Annotated in this window: 23 protein-coding genes; 19 read left to right on the plus strand and 4 right to left on the minus strand. The window is 71.1% G+C overall.

The genetic code is table 11. The features are described 5' to 3' along the window. Positions 1-142: 142 nt before the first annotated feature. From ACFVW8_RS08525 to ACFVW8_RS08535, 3 genes are read right to left on the minus strand one after another with little or no spacing between them, the layout of a single operon-like run. The gene (locus tag ACFVW8_RS08525) at positions 143-1,060 is read right to left on the minus strand and encodes a polysaccharide lyase (protein ID WP_389687449.1); all 918 of its coding nucleotides are present in this window, start codon (positions 1,058-1,060) and stop codon (positions 143-145) included. Positions 1,061-1,115: 55 nt separating this feature from the next. Further along, positions 1,116-2,177, minus strand: a complete 1,062-nt coding sequence (locus ACFVW8_RS08530; protein ID WP_389687450.1) for a dihydrodipicolinate synthase family protein — start codon at positions 2,175-2,177, stop codon at positions 1,116-1,118. Continuing rightward, positions 2,177-3,211 carry an NAD-dependent epimerase/dehydratase family protein gene (locus ACFVW8_RS08535; protein WP_389687451.1) on the minus strand — a complete coding sequence of 345 codons (1,035 nt, stop codon included), beginning with the start codon at positions 3,209-3,211 and terminating at the stop codon, positions 2,177-2,179. The genes ACFVW8_RS08530 and ACFVW8_RS08535 overlap by 1 nt, the downstream gene beginning before the upstream one ends. Before the next feature lie 122 nt (positions 3,212-3,333). On the opposite strand from ACFVW8_RS08535, the gene ACFVW8_RS08540 reads away from it, so the two are divergent. The 19 genes from ACFVW8_RS08540 (at position 3,334) to ACFVW8_RS08630 (ending at position 21,807) form a co-directional block, all read left to right on the plus strand. Next, a complete protein-coding gene (locus ACFVW8_RS08540; protein WP_389687452.1) occupies positions 3,334-4,473 on the plus strand; it encodes a GntR family transcriptional regulator in 1,140 nt (379 codons plus the stop codon). Between the two features lie 82 nt (positions 4,474-4,555). Next, on the plus strand, positions 4,556-5,575 hold the full coding sequence (locus tag ACFVW8_RS08545; protein ID WP_389687453.1) for a Gfo/Idh/MocA family protein: 1,020 nt from the start codon (positions 4,556-4,558) through the stop codon (positions 5,573-5,575). Then, positions 5,572-6,492, plus strand: coding sequence for a sugar phosphate isomerase/epimerase family protein (locus ACFVW8_RS08550; protein WP_389687455.1), 921 nt, complete (start codon positions 5,572-5,574; stop codon positions 6,490-6,492). Before ACFVW8_RS08545 ends, ACFVW8_RS08550 begins: the two co-directional genes overlap by 4 nt. Further along, positions 6,485-7,801: an ABC transporter substrate-binding protein gene (locus ACFVW8_RS08555; RefSeq protein ID WP_389687457.1), complete on the plus strand. Its 1,317-nt coding sequence runs from the start codon at positions 6,485-6,487 to the stop codon at positions 7,799-7,801. Before ACFVW8_RS08550 ends, ACFVW8_RS08555 begins: the two co-directional genes overlap by 8 nt. Then, the gene (locus tag ACFVW8_RS08560; RefSeq protein ID WP_389687459.1) at positions 7,798-8,784 is read left to right on the plus strand and encodes a carbohydrate ABC transporter permease; all 987 of its coding nucleotides are present in this window, start codon (positions 7,798-7,800) and stop codon (positions 8,782-8,784) included. The genes ACFVW8_RS08555 and ACFVW8_RS08560 overlap by 4 nt, the downstream gene beginning before the upstream one ends. Then, a complete protein-coding gene (locus ACFVW8_RS08565; RefSeq protein ID WP_389687493.1) occupies positions 8,778-9,635 on the plus strand; it encodes a carbohydrate ABC transporter permease in 858 nt (285 codons plus the stop codon). Before ACFVW8_RS08560 ends, ACFVW8_RS08565 begins: the two co-directional genes overlap by 7 nt. A gap of 276 nt (positions 9,636-9,911) precedes the next feature. After that, positions 9,912-10,088: a hypothetical protein gene (locus ACFVW8_RS08570; RefSeq protein ID WP_185092565.1), complete on the plus strand. Its 177-nt coding sequence runs from the start codon at positions 9,912-9,914 to the stop codon at positions 10,086-10,088. A gap of 10 nt (positions 10,089-10,098) precedes the next feature. Next, positions 10,099-10,809: a hypothetical protein gene (locus ACFVW8_RS08575; RefSeq protein ID WP_389687461.1), complete on the plus strand. Its 711-nt coding sequence runs from the start codon at positions 10,099-10,101 to the stop codon at positions 10,807-10,809. Further along, a complete protein-coding gene (locus ACFVW8_RS08580) occupies positions 10,806-11,843 on the plus strand; it encodes a DUF6895 family protein (RefSeq protein WP_389687463.1) in 1,038 nt (345 codons plus the stop codon). The genes ACFVW8_RS08575 and ACFVW8_RS08580 overlap by 4 nt, the downstream gene beginning before the upstream one ends. A 31-nt stretch (positions 11,844-11,874) precedes the next feature. Then, a complete protein-coding gene (locus ACFVW8_RS08585) occupies positions 11,875-12,798 on the plus strand; it encodes a DUF6895 family protein (RefSeq protein ID WP_389687465.1) in 924 nt (307 codons plus the stop codon). Next, positions 12,795-13,853: a serine hydrolase domain-containing protein gene (locus ACFVW8_RS08590; RefSeq protein WP_389687467.1), complete on the plus strand. Its 1,059-nt coding sequence runs from the start codon at positions 12,795-12,797 to the stop codon at positions 13,851-13,853. The genes ACFVW8_RS08585 and ACFVW8_RS08590 overlap by 4 nt, the downstream gene beginning before the upstream one ends. A 283-nt stretch (positions 13,854-14,136) precedes the next feature. Further along, positions 14,137-14,715, plus strand: a complete 579-nt coding sequence (locus ACFVW8_RS08595) for a TetR/AcrR family transcriptional regulator (protein ID WP_389687469.1) — start codon at positions 14,137-14,139, stop codon at positions 14,713-14,715. A gap of 563 nt (positions 14,716-15,278) precedes the next feature. Further along, a complete protein-coding gene (locus ACFVW8_RS08600) occupies positions 15,279-16,220 on the plus strand; it encodes an ABC transporter permease (RefSeq protein ID WP_389687471.1) in 942 nt (313 codons plus the stop codon). Then, on the plus strand, positions 16,217-18,022 hold the full coding sequence (locus tag ACFVW8_RS08605; protein ID WP_389687473.1) for a dipeptide/oligopeptide/nickel ABC transporter permease/ATP-binding protein: 1,806 nt from the start codon (positions 16,217-16,219) through the stop codon (positions 18,020-18,022). Before ACFVW8_RS08600 ends, ACFVW8_RS08605 begins: the two co-directional genes overlap by 4 nt. Then, positions 18,019-18,894 carry an ABC transporter ATP-binding protein gene (locus tag ACFVW8_RS08610; RefSeq protein ID WP_389687476.1) on the plus strand — a complete coding sequence of 292 codons (876 nt, stop codon included), beginning with the start codon at positions 18,019-18,021 and terminating at the stop codon, positions 18,892-18,894. The genes ACFVW8_RS08605 and ACFVW8_RS08610 overlap by 4 nt, the downstream gene beginning before the upstream one ends. Positions 18,895-19,227: 333 nt before the next feature. Further along, a complete protein-coding gene (locus tag ACFVW8_RS08615; protein WP_389687478.1) occupies positions 19,228-19,914 on the plus strand; it encodes a HemK2/MTQ2 family protein methyltransferase in 687 nt (228 codons plus the stop codon). After that, positions 19,898-20,176 carry a CDGSH iron-sulfur domain-containing protein gene (locus tag ACFVW8_RS08620; protein WP_389687480.1) on the plus strand — a complete coding sequence of 93 codons (279 nt, stop codon included), beginning with the start codon at positions 19,898-19,900 and terminating at the stop codon, positions 20,174-20,176. Before ACFVW8_RS08615 ends, ACFVW8_RS08620 begins: the two co-directional genes overlap by 17 nt. Continuing rightward, positions 20,157-21,203: an iron-containing redox enzyme family protein gene (locus ACFVW8_RS08625; protein WP_389687482.1), complete on the plus strand. Its 1,047-nt coding sequence runs from the start codon at positions 20,157-20,159 to the stop codon at positions 21,201-21,203. The genes ACFVW8_RS08620 and ACFVW8_RS08625 overlap by 20 nt, the downstream gene beginning before the upstream one ends. Positions 21,204-21,333: 130 nt before the next feature. Continuing rightward, complete coding sequence (locus tag ACFVW8_RS08630) at positions 21,334-21,807, plus strand: Asp23/Gls24 family envelope stress response protein (protein WP_389687484.1); 474 nt, start codon at positions 21,334-21,336, stop codon at positions 21,805-21,807. A gap of 120 nt (positions 21,808-21,927) precedes the next feature. On the opposite strand, the gene ACFVW8_RS08635 is transcribed toward ACFVW8_RS08630, so the two are convergent. Beyond that, a partial coding sequence (locus ACFVW8_RS08635) for a C40 family peptidase (RefSeq protein WP_389687486.1) occupies positions 21,928-22,455 on the minus strand: 528 nt, incomplete at its 5' end.

Genomic DNA, 22,455 nt, shown 5'->3' on the forward strand with positions numbered 1-22,455 from the left:
GGCCGGGGCCCCCCCGGGGGCGGGCCCTCGGTCGCGCGGGCCGGGAAAGGGGGGGTTGGCCACGTACGCACTCCGGTGGGGGCGGGGCTCCGGGGGGCCCGGTAGCCCCCTGGGGGCCCCCCGGCACCATCGGTGGGACAGGTCAGGAACAGCTGCTCAGCTCACAGATGTCCGCCCGGTCGGTGGAGACCTTGATGTCGTCGTACCAGATGTAGCCGTCGTTGGCCGGGGCGAACTCCGGGGTCCCGCCGCCGGCGAAGCTGGAGAAGTACGCCTTGTCGACCTGGTCGTCGTTGGTGACGAACCGGAGTCCGGTCTTCTTGGCGGCGGACTCACCGTTGTAGAAGACCTCGATCTCGCCGTCCGGGTTGGCCTGCCCGTCGGTGACGGTGTTGACCTTCAGACGCTGGACGACGTTGACCCACTTGTCCTTGGGCCACTGGATGTCGGCGCCGTCCTTCTGGAGGACGATGTCGTCCCCGTACTCGCCCTCGTGCTCCAGGCTGTAGTAGTACAGGGCCGCCTTTCCGGTCTCCTTGCTCCAGATCGGGCGGGAGCTGAAGCCGTTGGTGCCGGTGCACGGCTCACCGCCGGAGCAGGCCTTGCCGCCCGCGAGGCCGATGCCGACCTTGCCCGCGAACTGGGTGGTGCCCCAGCTGAAGTCCTTGCTGAACTTCACCCAGAACGACAGGTAGTACTCGCGGGACTCGGGAATGCTGAACGGCGCGAGGGCCCCGGAGTTCTGGGGGTCTATCTGGCCCTCGGGGTAGAAGACACGCAGTGACTTGCTGCCGCTGTGGGCGGGGGTGTCGCTGTCGACACGCGTACGGGTGTCCCAGCCCTGGGGCGAGAATCCGTCGGCGACGTCCCATCCGTCCGCCGCCCATTCGGACAGCGTGTAGGGGTTGCCGGCGGCCGGCCGCTCGAAGTCGTTCTGCTTGAGAGCGGCGGCGGGTGCCGCGTCGGGGCGTTCGGCCATGGCCTGCGGGGTCAGGGTCAGGGTGGCCAGCAGGCCGGTCGCGGCGCCGGCCAGGAGGACGGCTTTCGTCTTCGTCTTCATCGTTCCTCTTTCCGTTGTGGGGGTTGGTGAGGGTTACGGCGCGAGGGGGTGGGCATCACGGCAGCCAGCGGGCCAGCCCCTCGGTGACGAACGTGTCCTCCTCTCGGAGCCAGGGGTATGCGGTGTGCACGCGGGCGATCTCCTCGGCCTGGCCGGGCGAGAGACCCTCCGCGGGGTCCAGGCACCAGGTGCCGTCGAACAGCCCCTGGCGGCGCAGCACTTCATGCACTCCGGCGATGCAGCCGGCGAAGCCGCCGCGCACGTCGTAGACGGCGGCGTTGGCTGCGGTGTCACCGGCCAGCCTGGCCAGGGCGCGCCGCCGGGCGCCCTGGTCGCCGGCCCGCGCGGCGTGCACGTCGTCGAGCAGCCGCACCGCGGAGCGGGTCCACACGGCCCAGTGCCCGAGAAGACCGCCGGCGAAGTGGCGCACGACCGGGCCCGTCGGACCGGACACGTGGTACGGAGTGAGCAGGTCGGCGACGATGGAGTCGTCGTTGCCGGTGTACAGGGCGACATCGGCGCCACGGTCGGACTCGGTGACGCCCTGGACGAGTTCGAGGGTGCGGTACCGGTCGAACGGGGCGGCCTTGACCGCGACTGTCGACTCCTGGTCGGCCAGCCGCCGCCAGTACGCACGGGGCAGGTAGCGGCCTCCGACGCCCTCCTGGAGGTAGAAGCCGATCACGGGCAGGATCTCACCGACGGCCGCACTGCGGTCCAGGAGCGCGTCCAGATCCGCTTCGGGGAGCCCGGCGGGTGAGACGAGGACGGCGTCGTAGCCCAGCTCGCGAGCAGTTTCGGCCTCCTGAACGGCCTGCCGCACAGGCCCGCAGACGCCGGCGATCCGCAGGAAGGGCCGCTCCCCGGCACCGCGGCCCACTTCCTCGGCCGCGAGTTCGAGCACGGCGTGCAGCAGTCCGTGGTCCCGGACGGCGAACTGGGTGGTGTGGACGCCGACGGCGACGCCTCCGGCGCCCGCCGCCAGGTAGTAGCGGGTGAGGGCGCGCTGGCGGCGCTCGTCCAGGCGGCGGCCGGCGTCCAGGGCCAGGGGATGGGCCGGGACGACGGTTCCCCGGTGCAGGAGTCCGGCGGTGGCCGGGAGCAGAGCGGGCGTCATCAGAAGCGACCGTCCCTGCGCTCGAACTTGGTCGGTCTGTCCCACAGTTCATTGCCCGCACGCAGCCAGGCCGCCTGCAGGTCGATGAGCTGTCCCAGAGTGCGTTCCGGATAGCCGAACAGGGCATGACACGTGACGGCGTCGCTGAGCAGGCTGGTGGTGGGCGGCTCGCCGGTGAACTCGGCCTTCACACCGAGGCGTTCGGCCAGCCGCAGGGCGAGCGTACGGACACCGGCCGTCTCCGGTCCGGTGAGGTTCAGGATGAAGGGCGCGCCACCGCGGGCGTGTCCGATGCTGCGCAGGACAACTTCGTTCGCGTAGCGCTGCCAGACGACGTTGACGGCGCCGGTGTCCACAGCGACAGGCTGCCCGGCGAGCAGGGTGCGGGCCAGGTCGGCGAGCACGCCGTAGCGCGGCTCGACCGCGTAGTTGAGGCGGATCAGGGCGACGGGCGTGCCCCGGGTGCGGGCGGCGTGGGTGAAGACCCGTTCGCGGCCGAGGCAGGTGATGGCGTAGTCGCCCTCCGGCCGGGGCGTGTCGTTCTCGACGGAGCCGCCGGAGACGGGCGCGGTCATCCCGTACACGTTGCCCGTGGACAGGGCGACGATCCGGGCTCCCGGCCAGCGCCGGGCCACGTGGTCGGGCAGCACCGTATTGGTCAGCCACGCCTGTTCGGGTGCGGTGGCGGTGCCGAATTTGGCGCCCACCAGATGGATGACCGCGCCCGCGTCCGGCAGCGCGGCCAGGGCATCGGGGTCGGACAGGTCGGCGGCGACCGTCTCGACGCCGTGCGCGGCGAGTTGGCTGCGTGCCGCCGCGTCCGTCCAGCGCGACACCGCGACGACCCGGGCGTCCGTGCGGCCCGCGGCGACGAGTGCGCGACGGGCCATGGCCGCGATCCCGGAGCCGGTCTTCCCTCCCGCGCCCAGGACCAGCACGTCGCCGGTCCAGGCGCCGGCCTCGGCCACCAGATCGGGTCCCGGACGGCCGATTTCCTCCTGGAGTTCCTGCACCCCGGTCGGCAATTCGCTCATCACTTCTCCCCGCCTGAATTCATTCCTGTTTAGGAAGGAATTCTCTGATTCATTGCTGCTTCGGCTAGAAAAGCATTGCGATCCTGTTGACGCAAGAGAATGTTTGGCGCAATCTCTTGGGCATGAAGTCGACAGGGGAGAGGGATTCATTCCTTCGAGGCCCCAAATACCTGCACGTGGCGAAGCGGCTGCGCGTGAACATCGAGAACGGCCTGTGGGCCCCCGGTACCCAGCTTCCCGTCGAGCGGGAACTGGCCGACACGCTCGCCGTGAGCGTCAATACGGTTCGCCGCGCCGTCGGGGAACTCGTGACCGAGGGGATCGTCCAGCGCCGTCAGGGCGCGGGTACGTTCGTCACGCCCCTGGCGGAGCTGACCGCAGAGCCGGCGGGGGCACCGGGAGGGCGGCGGCTCGTCGGCGTGCTCGTGCCCTCCACGACGTACTACTACCCGCGGGTCGTGGACGGGATCCAGAGGGTGCTGCGGGAAGCGGGCGTCGGTGTCGTCCTTGCCTCCTCCAAATACGATCTCGACGTCGAGCGGGACGAGTTGCAGGCGATGCGGGACAGCGGCGTGCAAGGTCTGCTGCTCGTGCCGAACCTGCACATCGTGGGCGACCCACAGGCCTACGTGGACGGTCTGCGGGAACTCCCGTTGCCCTACGTCCTGGTGGAGCGCAGACCCCCGGCGCCGGCGCCGGACGACCCCACGCCGTATGTGGGCACCGACCACAGCGGCGGTGTCTGTCTCGCCCTGCGCCACCTCCACGGCCTCGGCCACCGGCGGGTGGGACACCTGGGCAGATCACGCACCGGCACATCGGCGCTCGTCGCCCGGGGCTTCGACGACGCCGCGACGCTGCTCGGGCTGGACATCGTCGACGGCGCGGTGTCACGGCGCGGGGTATGGGCGGCCGCGGACATCGCCGCGTACATGCGCACCTGCGCCGCCGCGGGCGTCACGGCCGTCTTCTGCCACGGCGACCGGGACGCCGCCGCCCTGGTGGTCGAAGCCCGGCGGCAGGGACTCACCGTGCCGGACGACCTCGCGGTCGTCGCCTACGACGACGAGGTCGCGGAGGTCGGCGACGTACCGCTCACCGCGGTCTCGCCCCCGAAGTCCGAGGTGGGTGCCCTCGCGGCACAACTCCTGCTGAGCCGCATGGAGTCGGGCGAGGGAGCGCTCTGCCACCGCGTGGAGATCCAGCCCCGGCTGGTGGTCCGCGCCTCCTGCGGCGCCGCACGCGCCGCGACACAGGTCTGACCTCTCACATCAGCCGCGGTCCGTGCGTCGTCCGGGCCGTGCTTCGAACGTTCCTTTCCCACTTTTCCGACAGGAGACATGCATGACCAGCGACCCGGTCACCGTTCCGTTCCGCATAGGGGTGATCGGCGCGGGGAGCGTCGGCGCCGCCCACGTCCGGGCGGCCGCGGACACCCGGGCCTACCGGATAGCCGCGATCTGCGACACGAACCCCGCTGCCGCCCGCGACCTGGCGCCCGGTGTGCCCGTCTTCACCGACCACCGCGAGATGTTCGCGGCCACCGAGCTCGACGCGGTCATCGTCGCGGCACCGCACTCCCTGCACACCCCGATGGTCACCGACGCCGCAGCGGCCGGGCTGCACGTGCTGGTGGAGAAGCCGATGGCGACGACCGTCGAGGACTGCACCCGCATGATCGAGGCCTGCGACCGGGCAGGCACCCTGCTCGCCGTCGCCCATGTCGTCCACTTCGACCCCATGGCCGAGGAGGCGCGGCGTCTCGTCGCCTCCAAGGAGTTCGGCCGGCCCGTGCTGGTCACCCACCGGCGCTCGGCGCACTACGACCCCGGCTCACGGCCTTCCTGGTTCTTCGACCGGGAGCTGGCCGGCGGCGGCATCGTCCTCAACGTCGGCACTCATGGCCTGGACCGTATCCAGTGGTTCACCGGCGCCCCGGTGCGGCGGGTCAGCGGTGTGATCCGCGGCCGGGACGACGTCGAGGTGGAGACCGACGCCCTCGTGCTGGTGGAGCTGGCCGACGGCACCAGCGCAAGTCTCGCCCTTACCAGCCGCGGCGCCCCGTACTTCGACGAGACCGAGGTGGTCATGGACCGGGCGACGCTGCGAGTCTCCGGCACCGAGGGCCTGTTCCTGCTGCGCGACGGAGAGTCCGTCCAGCTGCTCGACGCCGACCCCGGCCGCCAGCAGCACGCGCTGCGGGCCCAGCTGGACGGCTTCGTCGCCGCCGCTCGCGGCGAACCCGGCGGGCGGTACGTGGACGCCGACTACGGCAGGTCGGTGGTGGCCGCCGCACTCGCCGTGTACCGCTCGGCGGCGGAGGGCGGCCGGTTCTTCCCGCTCGCCGACGGAGTACCGGCATGAACCGGCGCGCCTTCAGCACCCTCGGCTGCCCCGGAGTGGGCCTCGACGAGGTGATCCGCCTTGCCCGGACCGGCCCCTGCGACGGTGTGGAACTGCGCTGCGCGGCCGGACAGCCGGTCCACCCCGGCATGCCGGACGCCGAAGCGGACGAGGTCGCCGCCCACCTCGCAGCGGCGGGCCTGGACATCGTCTGCCTGGCCTCGTACGTGCAGGTCGCCGCCGACAGCGCCGACGTAATGGAGGACCTGGCCGGACACCTGCGCCTGGCCGCCAGGCTCGGCGCCCCTCATGTGCGGGTGTTCGGCGGCGGCGCAGGCCGGCGGGAGGGGCGGCGGGAACGGGCGGTCCGTTGCCTCTCCCGGGCCGCGCCGCTGGCCGCGCAGCTGGGCGTGGACGTGCTCCTGGAAACCCACGACGAATTCCTCACCGGCGCGCAGGTCGCCGATGTCCTCGATGCCGTCGGCTCGCCTGCGGTGGGCTCCGTCTGGGACGCGGTCAACCCCTGGCGCGCCGGGGAGGCGCCGGACCGCACGGCCGCCCTGCTCGGTCCCTGGATCCGGCACGTCCAGCTCAAGGACGTGGCCTCGCCCACCGACCTGCGTCCGGTCCTGCCCGGCCACGGCGTCCTCCCGCTGGCCACCGTCGTCGAACAGCTCCGCCAACTCGGCTACCGGGGCTGGATCAGCCTGGAGTGGGAGCGTGCCTGGTATCCCGAGGCCGCCCCTCTCGACCGGGCTCTGACTGCCTTCCACCACGTGCTCGACACCTTCGAGCCACCCGCGGACACCTCGTCCTCACCCGCCGGCCCCACCCCGCCCGGCCGTCCCGCCGACCTCGAAAGCCCCCGAAGAGGAGCGCCCATGCCTTCCCTGCCCTCACCCCTCCCATCCCCTTTCCGAGGCGGCTGTCATGACTAGCCGCCACCCCAGCAGGCGCGGCGTCCTGGCCGCGGGGCTGTGGACCGCGCTGGCCGGTGCCGGGGCCACGTCCTGCGCCGGAGCATCGGCCGGCCGGGGAGACCCGGACGGGCCCGTGACGTTCTGGTCCGCGCTGCGCGGCACCGACACCCTGGTCGCCAAGTGGAACGTCATCCATCCCGACGACCCCGTCGACTACTCACCGATGACCTCGGGCCTCGCGGGCGGCAACGCCAAGATCTCGAACGCCGCCCGCGCCGGGAACGCCCCCGACATCGTCACCATCGTCGACGCCGACCTGCCGTCCTTCACCATCGACGGCGTGTGCGCCGACATCACCGACCTGGTCACCCCGCGGCTGCGTACACAGCTCGGCCCGCAGGCGTGGACCAACGGCAAGCTGGACGGCCGGGTGTACGGCGTCCCGCTGGACCTGGGCCCCATGCTGCTGGCCTACCGCACCGACATCCTCGACGCGCACCGCATCGCCGTGCCCACCAGCTGGGAGGAGTTCGGCGAGGCCGCGCGCAAGCTCAAGCGGCAGTCCGGCATCCAGCTGACGACCTTCCACCCCAACGCCTACAACGTGCTGGCCGGGCACGCCATGCAGAGCGGCGGGCAGTGGTTCGCCATCGAGGGCGACAGCTGGGTGGTGGACTTCCTCGACGGGCCGACCCGCCGCGTCGCGGACTACTGGCAGGACCTGATCGACGAGGACACGCTCCTGGTCGCGCCGGGCAGCAGCCAGCAGTGGATGTCCGCACTCGCCCACGGCAAGGTGGCCTCGCACATAGTGGGGCCGTGGGGGCTCGCGGCGCTGAGCAACTCGGTCCCCGGCACCGCGGGCCGGTGGCGGGTCGCCCCGCTGCCGCAGTGGGACAGGGGCAAGCCGGCCCTGGGAACCGACGGCGTCTCCCTGCACGCCATCACCGCCGACAGCCCCCGCAAGGAACGCGCGATGCGGTTCCTCGAATGGATGTCGACGACACCCGAGGCGATCACCGCCCGGCTCTCCGGCGGCCGTTCCAGCCTCTTCCCCGCCGCGAGGAACCAGGTCGAAGCCGCCTCACGCCAGTTCAAAACCGACTTCTACGACGGCCAGGACCTGTACGGCCTGGTCACCGACCAGGCCCGGCTGCTGCGCACGGGCTGGACGTGGGGGCCACGCATGCAGGCCACCGCGACATCCCTGCACAACGGCCTCGCCCGGCTCTCGTACGGAACACGGATCACCGAGGCGCTGCGCACCGCGCAGGCCGAGACGCTGCCCGACATGCGCAGCCTGGGTCTGAAGGTGAGGCAGGCATGACCACATCCACCATCCCCGGAAAACCCCGCACCACGCGCGCGCCGAGTGCTCCGAGCGCCCCGGCGACCCGCCCACGCCGTCCCCAGCGCCAGGCGGTCGGTGTCCTCCTCGGGCCCTTCACCCTGCTGCTGTTCGCCGTGTTCCTGATCCCGGTGCTGTATGCGGTCAAGCTGAGCTTCTTCTCCGAGTCGCACACCGGCCTCGGGTTCGGCAACGCGCGCACCACGTTCGCAGGGCTGCGCAACTACACGGCCGTGCTGTCCGACCCCAGCTTCGTGAGCGGCGTCGGGATCACGCTCCTGTACGCGCTGGTGTTCATCCCGCTGGTCCTGGCGGGGGCGCTCGCCCTGGCCCTGTTGTTCGACTCGGGCCTGGTGCGCGCCCGGCAGCTTGCCCAGACCGTGTTGTTCGTGCCGCACGCCGTGCCCGGCATCATCGCCACCGTCATCTGGCTCTACCTCTACACGCCCGGTATCTCACCCGTTCTGGACCTGCTGGGCAACGCCGACCTCACCGTGAACTTCCTCGGTCTGCGCATGCTCATCCCGTCCCTGGTGAACATCGCGCTGTGGAGCGGGCTCGGCTACACGGCCGTCATCTTCTTCGCCGCGCTGCGCGCCATTCCCCGTGAACTCATCGAGGCCGCCCAGGTCGACGGCGCGGGACCGGTGCGCACGGCGCTGACGATCAAGGTGCCGATGATCCGCGGCACCCTGTCCACGGTGGCCATCTTCACCACGATCGCGGCACTCCAGCTGTTCACCGAGCCGATGCTGCTCAGCCGGGCCACACCGCTGGTCGGCCCGCGCTACACGCCGAACATGTACATCTTCGACGCGGCCTTCACCCGCAACAACTACGGCCTGGCATCAGCCGCCTCGGTCCTGCTGCTGGTCCTGTGCTGCGCCCTGTCCTACGTGGTCACGCGCGGCTCGGCCCGGTCGGCCCGGCGTGTCCCCGACCCGAGGAAGGCCCGATCGTGAGTACCGCCGCCGCCTCCACCCGGCCCTACGGCCGCATCGTCGCGAACGTCCTGGTCGGCGCGGGCGTCCTCTATGCGCTGCTGCCCCTGCTGTGGCTGCTGCTGGCCTCCACGGCGGACACCCAGTCCCTGTTCGCCTCGGACTTCTTCGACCTGAACCACTTCGCGCTGCTGGACAACATCCGTGCCCTTCTCGCCGAGGACGACGGCGCGTACCTGACCTGGTACGGCAACAGCCTGCTGTACGCGGTGGGGGGCGCCGCGGTCGGCGCCCTGGTCAGTACCGCCGCCGGGTACGTCTTCGACAAGTTCGAGTTCACCGGCAAACGGGCCCTGTTCGCCCTCATCCTGATCTCGGTGATGGTGCCGGCCACGGTGCTCGCCCTGCCGCTGTATCTGCTCGCCTCCGACCTGGGGCTCGCCAACACGGTGTGGTCGGTCCTGATCCCGGTCCTCTTCAACCCCTTCGGCGTGTACCTGGCGCGAATGTTCTCCGCCTCCTACGTGCCCGACGAAGTCCTGGAGGCCGCCCGGGTCGACGGCGCGAACGAGCTGCGCAGCTTCTTCTTCGTGGGACTGCGGATGCTCGCCCCCGGCTACGTGACCATCTTCCTGTTCCAGCTGACCGCGATCTGGAACAACTTCTTCCTGCCCCTGGTGATGCTCAACGACTCGTCGCTCTATCCCCTGAGTCTGGGTCTGTACAGCTGGAACTCCTCCGCGCCGATCAACCCGGACTACTACCCGCTGATGGTGATCGGTTCGCTCCTGGCGCTGCTGCCGCTGGTCGTGGCGTTCCTCCTGCTGCAGCGTTACTGGCGCTCGGGACTCACCGCAGGCAGCGTGAAGTGAGGCGGTGACGGCCTCCCGGCCCACCGCTCGCCACCCCGCACCGACGCCCGGGTGCACGCCCGAATGGGCTGAATGCGCCCCGCGCACTACGCACCGTTCGAGTGAGCGCAAGGTGCGTCTCCCCAGGTCAACGCCCTGCTCGGCGCAGTCGGATTCACCATTCAATTGAATGCTGGAATTCCTCCGTCGGCCTGTCTGATTTGCGGCCTTACATTTCATGTATTTCACTCGAAACGTACGGCAACCCCCCATTTCCCACAGGACGGGGCAACACCCATGTACACGACCGAAACCACTGCCACTGACATCGAGCTCGACCTCGACGCGGCTCTCAACCCGGGCGAGGCCGAGGGCTTCTACCGCGACTCCCGCGAGTGCGCGTATCTCGCCCTCCTCGGAGGCGGCTCCGCACTGCTGCTGTCGCCGCCGACCCCGCGCCCGAAGAAGGGCTAGTCGGTAGCAAATGGACCAGTCACATGCCTCGTCCCCCCTCGCGGGTGCCGTGCATGACCTGGCAACAGAGGTGGTCCTCGCTCTTCGGAGCGGGGACCACCTCGCCACGGTGTGCGGCGCAGCCGGAATCGACGAGGAAAACCGGACAGGAATTGCCGCGGTACGCGTCATCGGAGCCGATCTGCTCCTGCCCAGCGTTCTGCACGGACACCATCCGCATCCCGGCGACATCGCCGTACTCCACCGTGCCGTGCGGGAGTTCCCGCCCCGGCCCGACGCCTCCGACGCCACGGCCTGGAGCCACTGGGGCATGATGTCCGCCCTGGGCCGGACGGCACCGGCCACCACCCCCGGGCAGCCCCCGGTCGCAGCCAACGGCGAACCGGATGCGGCGTGGCTCGAAGGGGCCCCGTGGCAGGCCTTCACCCATCAACTCTCCGTGCTGGCCCCGCTCGCCGTCCCGGCCGCATCGTCGGCCGTGCACCGGGCCGCCGCCCACCGGGTCGTGGACCTGTCCCGGGGGTTCGTGCGCGCGGTGCGGCGGCGCAACTGGCTCCAGGCGGCGGGCGCCGGCCGCTGGCTGGCCGCGCTGGACGGGCGGCCCGACAGCCTGGGCCTTGACCGAGGTCTCGACTTCGTCGAGCTCATGGGCGGCCCGGACCCCCGGGTCGCACTGCACGTCCGGGCGGCCAGGCTGATGGCCGAGGGGCGGGCGCGGTGACGGCATCCGCAGCCACCGCCCCCGGGGGTCCGGCGGGCGCGGCGCTGTCCGTCCTGCCCGGCGTCCTGCGGCAGGCGCTCGGCTGGGCCGATGCCCACCGCCCGGGCTTCGTGCTGCCCCCGGATGTACTGGAGCCGCACACCCAGGTGAACGCCACGCTCAAGCCCCTGGGTGAGCTGGCCCAGCTCTGCACCACGATCCGCCGCAGCACAGCCCCGGACACCCCGGAACACGGGGTGGCCGGGGACCTCATCACGTTCGCGTGGGAACAGGTGCACGCCGGCGACCTGCTGCTGGAGCTGCTGCGCGGCGAACCCTTCGCCGCGTACCCGTACGAGATCTACGCCGCCTTCGCCGGATACGGGCTGCGCAACGAGGGCTTCGAGCGGCTGGCCGGAACGCTCTCCACCACCAGGGGCTGGGCCCACACCGAGCAGCACGCCAACCGCGAGCTGGGACTGGTCAACTCGGAGCTGCGGGTCGGCAACGCCCCGCACACCGACCCCGATGCGGTTCTCGCGCGCACCTGGCTGGGCGGCTTGTCCGAACCGTGGATGTTCGAGGGGCCCTCGGGCTACGCGCTCACCCACACCGTCTTCCACATCACGGACTGGTGCTGCTTCCCCGAGCGGATGCCCGCCGGTATCGACACCTACCTGCGGACCTGGCTGCCGCCCTGGGTCGACGGCTGCCTGGAGAGCCGGCAGTGGGACCTGACGGGTGAACTGCTCGCGGTCGCCGCAGCCCTGCCGGGACCGCCGCCCACGGACCTGCTGGACGCGGCCTGGCCCGCGCTCGCCACCGCGCAGGCCCCGAGCGGCGCGGTACCGGAGACGGGGCATCCGCTCACCGAGGCGGTGACGTCGCAGGCCGCCGCTCCGCCGGGCGATGCGGGCCAGGAACCGGACCCGTATCCCTTTCTCGCCTGCTACCACTCCACCCTGGTGACCGCGTTCGCGGCCGCGCTGTCCCTCAAGCGGCTCACCGCGCACCGGACGGATGCCACGGCAGCGGACACCGGAGCCGCCGTATGAGCCGCACCAGCCGCACGAAGGGAGCTGCCGCATGAGCGGCATCCAGCAGATCCATGACGTGGGCGCGCGGGCCCTGGGGTGGCTGTACGACCACCGGGCAGGCTTCCGCCTGGACGACGACCCGCCCCCCGAGGTGGGTGTCCTGGACCGGTTCAAGCCGCTCGGCGAACTGGCGCTCATCAGCAAGGTCATCTTCCGCGAAGGGGTTGCCGGATCCCGGCAGGCCGCACTGGCGCGCAAGCTCCTCGACCACGCCTGGCACGAACTGCTCGGCTCGGGGGCCCGGCTGGTCGACGGTCAGCGGCGCGAACCGCTCTGTCCCGTCCCGATGGAGGTCTACGTCCCGTTCCGGGAGCTCGGGTTCCGGGAGCCGTCCCTGGAGGCCGCCGTCCGGCTGAACCACCGGCTGAACAGCTGGGGCGCGCTCGAGGTCGTCCCGGTGCGCCGGCTCGGACTCAGCGCCATGGAGCGCCGCTTCGGCGTGGAGCCGAGCATGCCGCTCGACGAGGCGTACCGGCGCACCTGGCTGTCCCGGGGGCCCGAACCGTGGACCGTCGAGGGCAACATCGGCTACGACATCACCCACACGGTCTTCCATCTGACCGACTGGGGCGCGAACCCGGCCGGGCTGCCCGACGACGTGGCGGACTACCTCGCCCTGTGGCTGCCGGTGTGGCTCGACGACTGGCTCGACCTGGGCCGCTGGGACCTGCTGGGCGAGCTGCTCGTCGTCGACGCCTGCCTGCCGGAGCCGACCCTGGACCCGGCAGCCTGGGAGGGATTCGCCGGTGCCCAGCAGCCGGACGGGGCGATGCCGGTGATGGGTGCCATGCCCGAGGGCGACGAGGAGTCCGTCTTCGACCTCGTCTACCACCCCACGCTGGTGGCCGCGTTCGCCTCGGCGCTGGCCCTGTCCCGCGCCCTGTCCGACCTCGCCGCCCCGGCCCCCGCGTGACGGCCCCGCAGGAGCTCCGCCGGGCCCCCGTCGCCGTTCCGGCCCCGGACGACGACGAAAGGGCCCGGCTGCTGGCCGAGGCAGCCCGGACCATCGACGCACCCGGCCTCGTGATCGCACTCAGCCACCGGGGCCGGCGCACTTTCCGGGCCGGCGGCGACGCGCTGTCCGGCGACGGGCTCCGCTACGAGCTCGGTTCCGCGTCCAAGCCGTTCACCGGGCTGCTGCTGGCCGCACTCGTCGCGGACGGCCGACTGCGCTACGAGGACTCGGCGGCCGCGCTGCTGGCCCCGGACCACCCGGTGCACCCCGCCGTGCGCGCCATCACGCTGCGCCATCTGATCACCCACACATCCGGCCTCCCCTCGCTGCCCGCCGACTTCTACCCGCAGGCACTGCCCCGGTGGTCCACCGCGCCCTACAGCCACTACCCGGCCGACCGGGTCGTCCGGGCGTTCCTGCGCGCCCGCCCGCGCCACCGGCCGGGCACCCGCTGGCACTACTCCAACTTCGCGGTCTCCGTACTCGGACACACCCTGGCCGCCGCCACCGGCACGCCCTGGGAAGTGCTGCTCCAGCAGGAGGTACTGGACCCGCTCGGACTGGACGGCACACGGCTGCGCCCGGGGCCGCCGCCGGGCGACGCCGTGGGGCACCGGCGCGATGGCAGGCCGCTGCCCGCACTGGACACCGGCGGCTTCACCGCCGCCGGAGCGGTCCGGTCGACACCGCCCGACCTGCTCACGTTCCTGGAGGCGCACCTCCCGTCAGCCACCGCGCCCACGCACCCGCTGGACACCGCGTTCACGGACGTGCGGCGACCGCTGCTGAGGCGCGGCCTGCGGCACGCACACACGCACACGCTGACCTGGTTCCGCCATCCGTCACCGCGCGGGCCGGTCTGTTTCCACGCAGGCGCCACACTCGGGCAGCAGATGTTCCTCGGCTTCCGCCCGGACACCGGTACGGCCCTGGCGGCCATGTGCACCCGGCGGGTGCACCGGACCGACCCGTTCATCGCGACGGTCCACGAACTGCTGACGGAAAAGCTCTGAGCCGTACGCGTTCCGGCCGAGTAGCGTCGGGCGACCGCCGCCACAGTCGCCCTTGCCCAGTCATCCGGTGCGCTCGTCCAGCAACTGCCGGGGAACGACCTGGACACCTGCGAACGGGGCACGTACCGGCCCCCCTTCGGGCCGATCTCGGTCGACCACACATTCGCCCGCATCCCGGAGGAGCCGGCTTCCTGGCTCGTCGGCCCGGCCCGGGCGGGGCACATCCCGGACGGCAGGTCACCGCCCGAGGCCAGTGCCCATGCCACGCGCTAGGGTTGCGGACATGGCGAAACGTGGCCCCTATGAGAAGGGCGAGGCGAAGCGGGCCGAGATTCTGCGGGCTGCGCTGGAGATCTTCGCGGCCGAGGGGTATCGCGGCACTTCTCTGCGCAAGGTCGCGGCCAAGTGCAATCTGAGCCTGCCGGGGCTCATGCACTACTTCGACTCCAAAGAGGACATGCTGACCCGGGTCCTCGAAGCGAGGGACGAGGCGGCGCGCATCAAGCAGATCGAGCGCGGTGGATCCTTCGACGCAGGCGAGATCATGCGGGACGGGACCAGGACGCCCGGCCTCGTCGAGTTGTTCGTGTCCATGGCCGCAGCCGCCGGCGACCCCTCGCACCCGGCCCACGCCCACTTCAGTGAGCGCTACCCGGTCATGCGCGAGCGTCTTGGCGAGTACCTGCGGCATCGTATGGAAGCCGGGGCGATCAGCGACAGCATTCCGGCCGAACGTCTGGCCGTGCTGTTGATCGCGTTGGCCGACGGTATTCAGCTCCAGTGGCTCACCGACCGGTCCATTGACATGACTCAGCCGTTCAACGACCTGATGCGACTGCTGGAGAACGGCTCCGAGGGCTGACGTCGGTCCGTTCGGTGCCGACGCGCCGTACCCGGCTGTGCTTGCAGGCAAGGGCCCCGGTCGCGGGCGGCCGTCATCCCCGTCGACTGTGAGGGCCGCCCGGCAGGTGCGGGCAGGCGTGCACCGCACCTGACGACGCGTGAACGCCCGGGTCCTGCGTGCTCGGTGACGACCCGCGGAGCGGTCGCGTGCCGGGCCCCGAGGCAGCGGATCCCGTCGTGCAGCCCGGGCGCCGCCGAAGATCCTCGGCGTGATCTGCGTAGGGCGACAGCCCGGTGGTAAGAGGCACCTCGCAGGAAAAACCATAAAATGTACGGATTTTGAAGTCAAGATCCGTACGGACATGCCCGCAGGCCGTGTTTCGTCCGGCGCTCGGCTATTGACGGCCAGAAACCGATCATCGTATGTTTTTCGCGGTCGGGCAGGCATCGACATGAGCCGGCCCCCGCAACGGTCGTCGTGGTGGGGCTGAGAACCGAGGACGCGAAGCCGCGACTCCCTCGCCGCCACGCCCCTTTCAACTCCGCCGTGTCGGGCGGACAGCCGGACGGAAATCCAGTCTCATGCTGAACTTCATCGCACGCAGGATCGCGGCGGGAGCCGTGCTCCTGCTCGTCATCTCCTTCCTGACCTATCTCCTTCTCTCCATCCCGCACATCGATGTGGGGCGTCAACTGCTCGGCGAGAGCGCCGCCCAGGACGCGGTCGACGCCAAGAACACCGCCCTGGGGCTGGACCGGTCGATGCTCCAGCAGTACGGCGACTGGCTGTCACACGCCGTGCGCGGCGACCTCGGCACCTCCTGGTTCACGAGTGAGGACGTCGGGGCGGCGGTCGCGGGCCGACTGCCCGTCACTCTCAGCCTCGTCCTCGGTGTCACCCTCGTGACCACGGCGGTCTCGTTCCTGCTCGGAGTGTGGGCCGGAGTGCGGCGCGGCGCCGTCGACCGGATCGTGCAGATCATCGGGGTCGCGGGCTACGCACTGCCCGGCTTCCTGGTCACCTTGATCCTCGTCCTGGTCTTCGCCGTGCACCTGGGCTGGTTCCCCGCCATCGGCTACACGCCGTTCACCGATTCCCCCCACGGCTGGCTGTCCACCGTGACCCTGCCGATCCTGTCCCTGTCGGTGGCCTCCGTCGCCGGCGTCTCGCAGCAGGTGCGGGGAGCCGTCATCGACGTCATGCGCCAGGACTACATCCGCACGCTGCGCGCCCGCGGACTGACCACCCGGCGGATCGTGTTCAAGCACGTCCTGCGCAACGCCTCCGCGCCCGCCCTTTCCGTCCTCGGGATGCAGTTCGTCGGCCTGCTCGGCGGCGCCGTCCTCGTCGAGCAGATCTTCGGACTGCCCGGCATCGGCAGCATGACCGTCGCCTACACCACGCGCGGCGACATCCCCGTGATCATGGCCCTGGTCATGCTCACGGTCGTCGGCGTCGTCCTGATCCACCTCGCCGTCGACGTTCTCATCGGCTGGCTCAACCCGAAGGCGAGGGTCGCATGAGCGAGAACCTCCCGGGCACCACGGCACCCGACGCCGTCCCGCCGACAGCGCCGGCCCGCAGGGGCACCGTCCACCGTGTGCTGCGTAACCCGCTCGGGGCACTCGCCGCGCTGGTGCTGGCGCTGCTGGCCGTCGCGGTCGTCCTGGCACCGCTGATCGCACCGCAGGCCGCTGACGCCTCGTCACTGAGCGACGCGTTCGCGCACCCGAGCGGCGCGCATCCGCTGGGTATGGACTCCGCAGGCCGCGACATTCTCTCGCGCATCCTCTACGGCGGCCGCAACACACTCGGCGGTGCGCTGCTGGCCCTCGCGATAGCCCTCGCCCTCGGCGTGCCCAGCGGGCTGTTCGCCGGCTACTACGGCGGCAGGTTCGACGCCGTCGCCAACTGGATCGTCAACCTGGTGATGGCGCTGCCGGCCATGGTCGTGCTGCTGGCCTCCCGGGCCATCCTCGGCCCCAAGGTATGGGTGCTGATGGTGGTGCTCGGATTCCTCGTCGCGCCCAGCTTCTTCCGGCTGGTGCGCGGCATCGTGGCCAACATCCGCGGTGAGCTGTACGTCGACGCGGCCAAGGTCTCGGGGCTGTCCGACGCGCGGATCGTCGCCCGGCACGTTCTGATCGTGGTGCGCGGCCCTGTCGTCATCCAGGTGTCCCTGGTCGCCGGCATCGCCATCGCCCTGCAGGCCGGACTCGAATTCCTCGGTGTCGGCAGCAACTCGACCGCCACCTGGGGCGCCATGCTCAACGAGGCGTTCCAGAACATCCAGCGGGCGCCCCGGCTCATGCTCTGGCCCGGACTCGCACTGGGGCTGACCAACGCCGCGCTCGTCCTGCTGGCCGGGGCCATCCGCGACGCCCTGGAGGACCGCGCCCCCCGGGCCCGTAACCGCCGCAGCTCCCGCCGCCCGGCACCGGTCCCGGCTCCCGAGGCGGCACCTGCCACCGCACCTGAACGCGCTCCGCTGCTCTCGGTACGCGACGTGGCCATCGCGTACACGCGCTCCGACGGCACGGACAAGCACGTCGTGCACAGCGTCGGCCTCGATGTCCACGCAGGCGAGGTCGTCGGGCTCGTCGGTGAATCCGGATCCGGGAAGTCCCAGACCGCGTTCGCCGTGCTCGGCACCCTGCCCGAGGGCGGCCGGGTCAGCCACGGCAGCATCACCGTCAACGGCCGGGAAGTCGTCGGGCTGCCCGAGCGGGAGCGCCGAGCCCTGCGCGGCACCACGATCGCGTACATCCCGCAGGAACCCATGAGCAACCTCGACCCGGCCTTCACCGTGGGCAGCCAGCTCGCCGAGCCCCTGCGCCGGCACCTCGGGCTGTCTCGCAGACAGGCCGCCGAACGGGCCGTGGAACTGCTGCGCCTGGTCGAGATCCCGGACCCGGAGCGGGTGCTGCGCCGCTACCCCCACGAGATCTCCGGCGGCATGGCCCAGCGCGTCCTCATCGCAGGCGCGATGTCCTGCGATCCGAAGATCCTGATCGCCGACGAGCCCACCACCGCCCTTGACGTCCGTGTCCAGGCCGAGGTCCTGGACCTGCTGCGCCGCCTCCAGAGCGAACGCGGTCTGGGCGTCCTGCTGGTCACGCACAACCTCGGCGTCGTGGCCGACCTGTGCGACCGCGTCGCGGTGATGAACTCGGGCCGCATCGTCGAGAGCGGCACCACCGAGCAGATCCTCGGAGCGCCGCAGGACCCCTACACCCGCACGCTGCTGGAAGCCGTCCTCGACGACGCCCCCGCGCGCCCCGCCCGGCAGCCGCAGCCCAGCACAGCAAGGACGGCCACTGCATGAGCGCCCAGCAGACCAACCGGAGCGAGGAGCCGGCCGACGACGCTCTCCTCGCAGTCGACGAACTCCGTGTCAGCTTCCCGGGCAAAGGCTGGCGGACCCCCGCCACCGAAGTCCTGGGGGGCGTCAGCCTGGCGGTCCGGCCGGGCGAGACACTCGGCCTGGTCGGCGAGTCCGGGTCGGGGAAGTCCACGATCGGACGAGCCGTTCTCGGACTCGTCCCCGTAGCCTCCGGCACCATCGCGTTCGGCGGCGAACGCATCGACCACCTCGGCAGCGCCCGCCGGCGGGCCATGGGCCGTGACCTCCAGGTCATCTTCCAGGACCCCTACACATCCCTGAACCCTTCGCGGACCATCGGTGACGCCCTCGCCGAACCACTCATCGCGCAAGGAACGGATGTACGCGCCTCCCGGGAGCGGATCGCCGAGCTCCTCCGACGCGTCCATCTGCCCGCTGACGCCGCTGCCCGGCTGCCCCGCGAGTTCTCCGGCGGCCAGCGCCAACGCGTCGCCATCGCCCGGGCACTGGCCATCGGCCCCCGGCTGATCATCTGCGACGAACCGGTCTCCGCGCTCGACCTGACCACCCAGCGCACCGTCCTCGACCTGCTTCTGGAGATCCAGGAGACCACCGGTGTCGCGTACCTGTTCATCTCCCACGACCTGTCCGTGGTCCGGTTCATGAGCCACCGGGTCGCGGTCATCCACCACGGAGAGATCGTCGAGACCGCAGACGCGGAATCCGTCACCACCCGGCCGCACCACGCCTACACCCGCACGCTCCTGCTCGCCTCCCCGGTGGCGAACGTGGCCCGGCAACGGGAGCGGCGCGCGGCCGCCCGCGAATCCGGGCTCCTGGAGCAGAAGCCGTGACCTGCCGGCGCGCGTTCCGGCGGGCCGGTCCGCCGCTGATCCGCCCTGCCTGCGGCACGCAAAAAGAGACCATCCAGCTGCGGGCCGACGCCGGCGGATCCTGCAGCGCGAAGGGTGCGAGCAGGCCCTGGCAGAGCAGCTGTCCGCTGATGCTGTCCGGCCACGAACCCGTCGGAACGTAGATCCACGCATGTGACGTCGGACGGCGGGCATGAGACCGGAGATCCTGGCCGAGTGGCGGCAGGCAGCAGGTGCGCAGAGTCTGGATGAGGTGGGACCCGCGCCTGACGAGACGAAAAAGGACGCTCGTTCGCATCCGCACGGAGGTTCCCGATGACGACCGCTGCCGTCCAACCCGCCGGCTTCGAAGCCTTGTGGGCACCGCCCGGGGTCTACACCCCCCAGGCCGACACACACCTCCTGGCGCGGGCGCTCCAGGCCGAGGAGATCACGGAGGGCATGGACGTTCTCGACATCTGCACCGGGAGCGGGGCGCTGGCTCTGCTGGCCGCACGCAGGGGAGCCAGGGTATTGGCGACCGATGTCTCCTGGCGGGCGGTGATGACCGCCCGGATGAACGCGGTCCGGGCCGGGCACCGCGTGCGCGTACGGCGCGGCGACCTCACCGGGCCGGTCGCCCGACAACGCTTCGACCTGGTCGTGAGCAACCCTCCGTATGTGCCCACGCCGCACACGCGGCGGACAGGGAGCCACCGCAGCGCAGTGGCCTGGAACGCGGGGCGCGGCGGGCGGGAGGCCCTCGACCGGATCTGTTCCCACGCCGGTGAGGTGCTGCGACCGGAGGGCGTGCTGCTCATGGTGCAGTCCGGCCTCTGCGGGGTCGAGGAGACGCTGCGACAGCTGACCGGCGCCGGGCTGCGCTGCGCGGTCACCGACCGGTCCTATGTGCCCTTCGGGCCCGTCGTCACCGAGCGGCTGCCGTGGCTGCGGGGGCAGGGACTGATCGGTGCCGACGAGAACGAAGAGGAACTGGTGATCATCCGTGCCGCACGAAGCTGACCGGCCGAGGCGGGTCGCCGTCCAGCGCGACGGTCCGACGCTGATCGAAGGGCCGGTGGAGGTCGTGGGGGAGGACGGCACGGTCAGCACGTCGGACCGGTTCGTCGTCGCCGTCTGCACCTGCCGCCGCAGCAGAACCTACCCGTGGTGCGACACCAGCCACCGCGCACACCGACGGGCCCCGGACGCCGGACGCGGCGATCACGAGGATCAGCGTTCCGGCAGCGACCCGAAGGGCAGCCATGACGGCGACCACCACTGACCGTGATCACACCGGCGACAGCACCGGCCCCGCTCTCCCCGCACCCAGGGGGCCGCTCTCCGCCGGTCTGCTGGCCGCACTCGCCGCACCGCGCATGGCACAGTCCGCTCTGCCGGACGCGGGAGAAGCCGCGACGGCGGACCCGTACGGCGAGGACCTGCACCTGGCCCTCTACACGCTCTACGAGCTGCACTACCGCGGATTCGCCGGTGTCAGCGACGACCGGGAGTGGGACCCCGCCCTGATGCCCCTGCGCCACGCGCTCGAACAGCGCTTCCTCGGCGCGCTGCGCACCGATGTGCCCTCGGGCAGGGGGGCGGGCGAGGTGTTCGACGAACTGCTCGTGGAGCCGGCCGACCACCGGGGGAGCGTCGCCCACCATCTGGAGCACGAGGGTGAGTTGTGGCAGCTGAAGGAGTACGCGGCGCTGCGCTCCCTGTACCACCTCAAGGAGGCCGACCCCCACGTCTGGGTGATACCCCGGCTGAGCGGGCGGGCCAAGGCCGGTATGGCCGCCATCGAATACGACGAGTTCGGAGCGGGACGGGCCGAGAACGTACACGCCAGGCTCTTTGCCGACCTGATGGCGGACCTGGGGCTGGAGACCCGCTACGGCCACTACCTCGACGAGGCGCCGGCACCCGCCCTCGCCGTCGTCAACGTCATGACACTGTTCGGCCTGCACCGGGCGCTGCGGGGCGCGTTGGTCGGTCATTTCGCCTGCGTAGAGGTCACCTCGTCCCCCGGCTCGCGCCGACTCGCCGAAGCGATGCGGCGCACCGGGGCGGGCCCGGCCGCGGAACGCTTCTACACGGAGCACGTGGAGGCGGACGCCGTGCACGAACAGGTCGTACGCCGGGAGGTGATCGCCGGCCTGCTCGCCGATGAACCCCACTTGGAGGCGGATGTGGCGTTCGGCGCGGAGGCGACCGTGTACTTGGAGGACCAGCTGTCCGCCCACCTCCTGAAGGCGTGGGGCGCCGGGCAGTCGACGCTACGGGAGGGCTGCCGGAATTCCGCGGTGTGAGTCCGTTCCTGCCGACCCGAATGGCGCAGGGCCGGCTTTCGGCGCACGGTGGAACGGGGGCACAGGTCGGCGGAAGGAATCCGCCGGGTCCGGTCCGCCCCCTCGCAGAACGACCCTGTGCGAGGAACTCATGGCGACGAACGACAGCAGGCGCACAACCGCGCTGGGAACGAGTGAGACCGGCGGCGGAACGCGGGGTACCACGGTCATTGCGGACACCGTGGTCTCGACGATCGCCGGAATCGCCGTGCGCGAGACGGAGGGAATTCATTCGGTCGGAGGCGGCGCGTCGCGGGCTCTGGGCGCGGTCAAGGACAAGGTCTCCCGCTCCAACGACCCGGGCCGCGGGGTGAAGGTGGAGGTAGGTGAGAAGCAGACCGCCATCGACGTCGACATCGTGGTGGAGTACGGCATCCCCATCGTGCAGGCCTCGAGGAATCTCCGCGCCCAGGTCACCGACGCGGTCGAGACCATGACCGGGCTGGAAGTCGTCGAGATCAACATCAAGGTAATCGACGTCTACGTACCGGGAGTTGATGACGACGATGATGACGATGACGACGAGGCCACGGAGAGCGCTCCGTCGAAATCCCGCGTCCAGTGAGGTGGGTTCACACCCGCATGGCGTAGGAGGGACACGGTCCGCCGCCCCGCGGGTGGCCTGAGGCCTCCGGCGGGGCGGGGAGTCGCTTCGGGACGCGGCTGCTCGCCTGTCCGGGCGTGATCAGATGCGCACGGCTGCCTGGAAGCCACCGATGGTGTTCATCGACTCGTAGCGGACGTAGGCGCCCGGATACGGGGCGTGCAGCACGGTGTTGTTGCCCGCGTAGAGACCCACGTGCGTCGTGTTGTTGAAGAAGACCAGGTCGCCCGGCTTCAGCTGACTCTGCGCGATCCGGGTGCCCTGATTGATCTGAGTGTACGTAACACGGGTGATCTCGACACCGGCCTGCCGATAGGCCCACTGCGTCAGGCCCGAGCAGTCGAAGGAGTTGGGGCCGGTCGCGGCGGGGGAGTACGGCATGCCCACCCGGGTGCTCGCGGCCTGGAGGGCGGTGGCGCCCACCTTGGAGGCGGGGACCTCTTTACCGAGGTCCGGGGTGGAGGTGGAGCCGGAGCCCGAGCCCGAGCCGGAGGTGTCCCCGCCGAGCTTGACCCGGTCACCGGCGTCGCGGCTGGCGCGGAGGTCGTCCTTGCGCATCTGCTCCTGCTCGGCGGCGGTGAGGGTGTTGAGCACCTTCCGCGCCTCGGC

This window comes from Streptomyces sp. NPDC058221 (assembly GCF_042882365.1).
Lineage (GTDB): Bacteria > Actinomycetota > Actinomycetes > Streptomycetales > Streptomycetaceae > Streptomyces.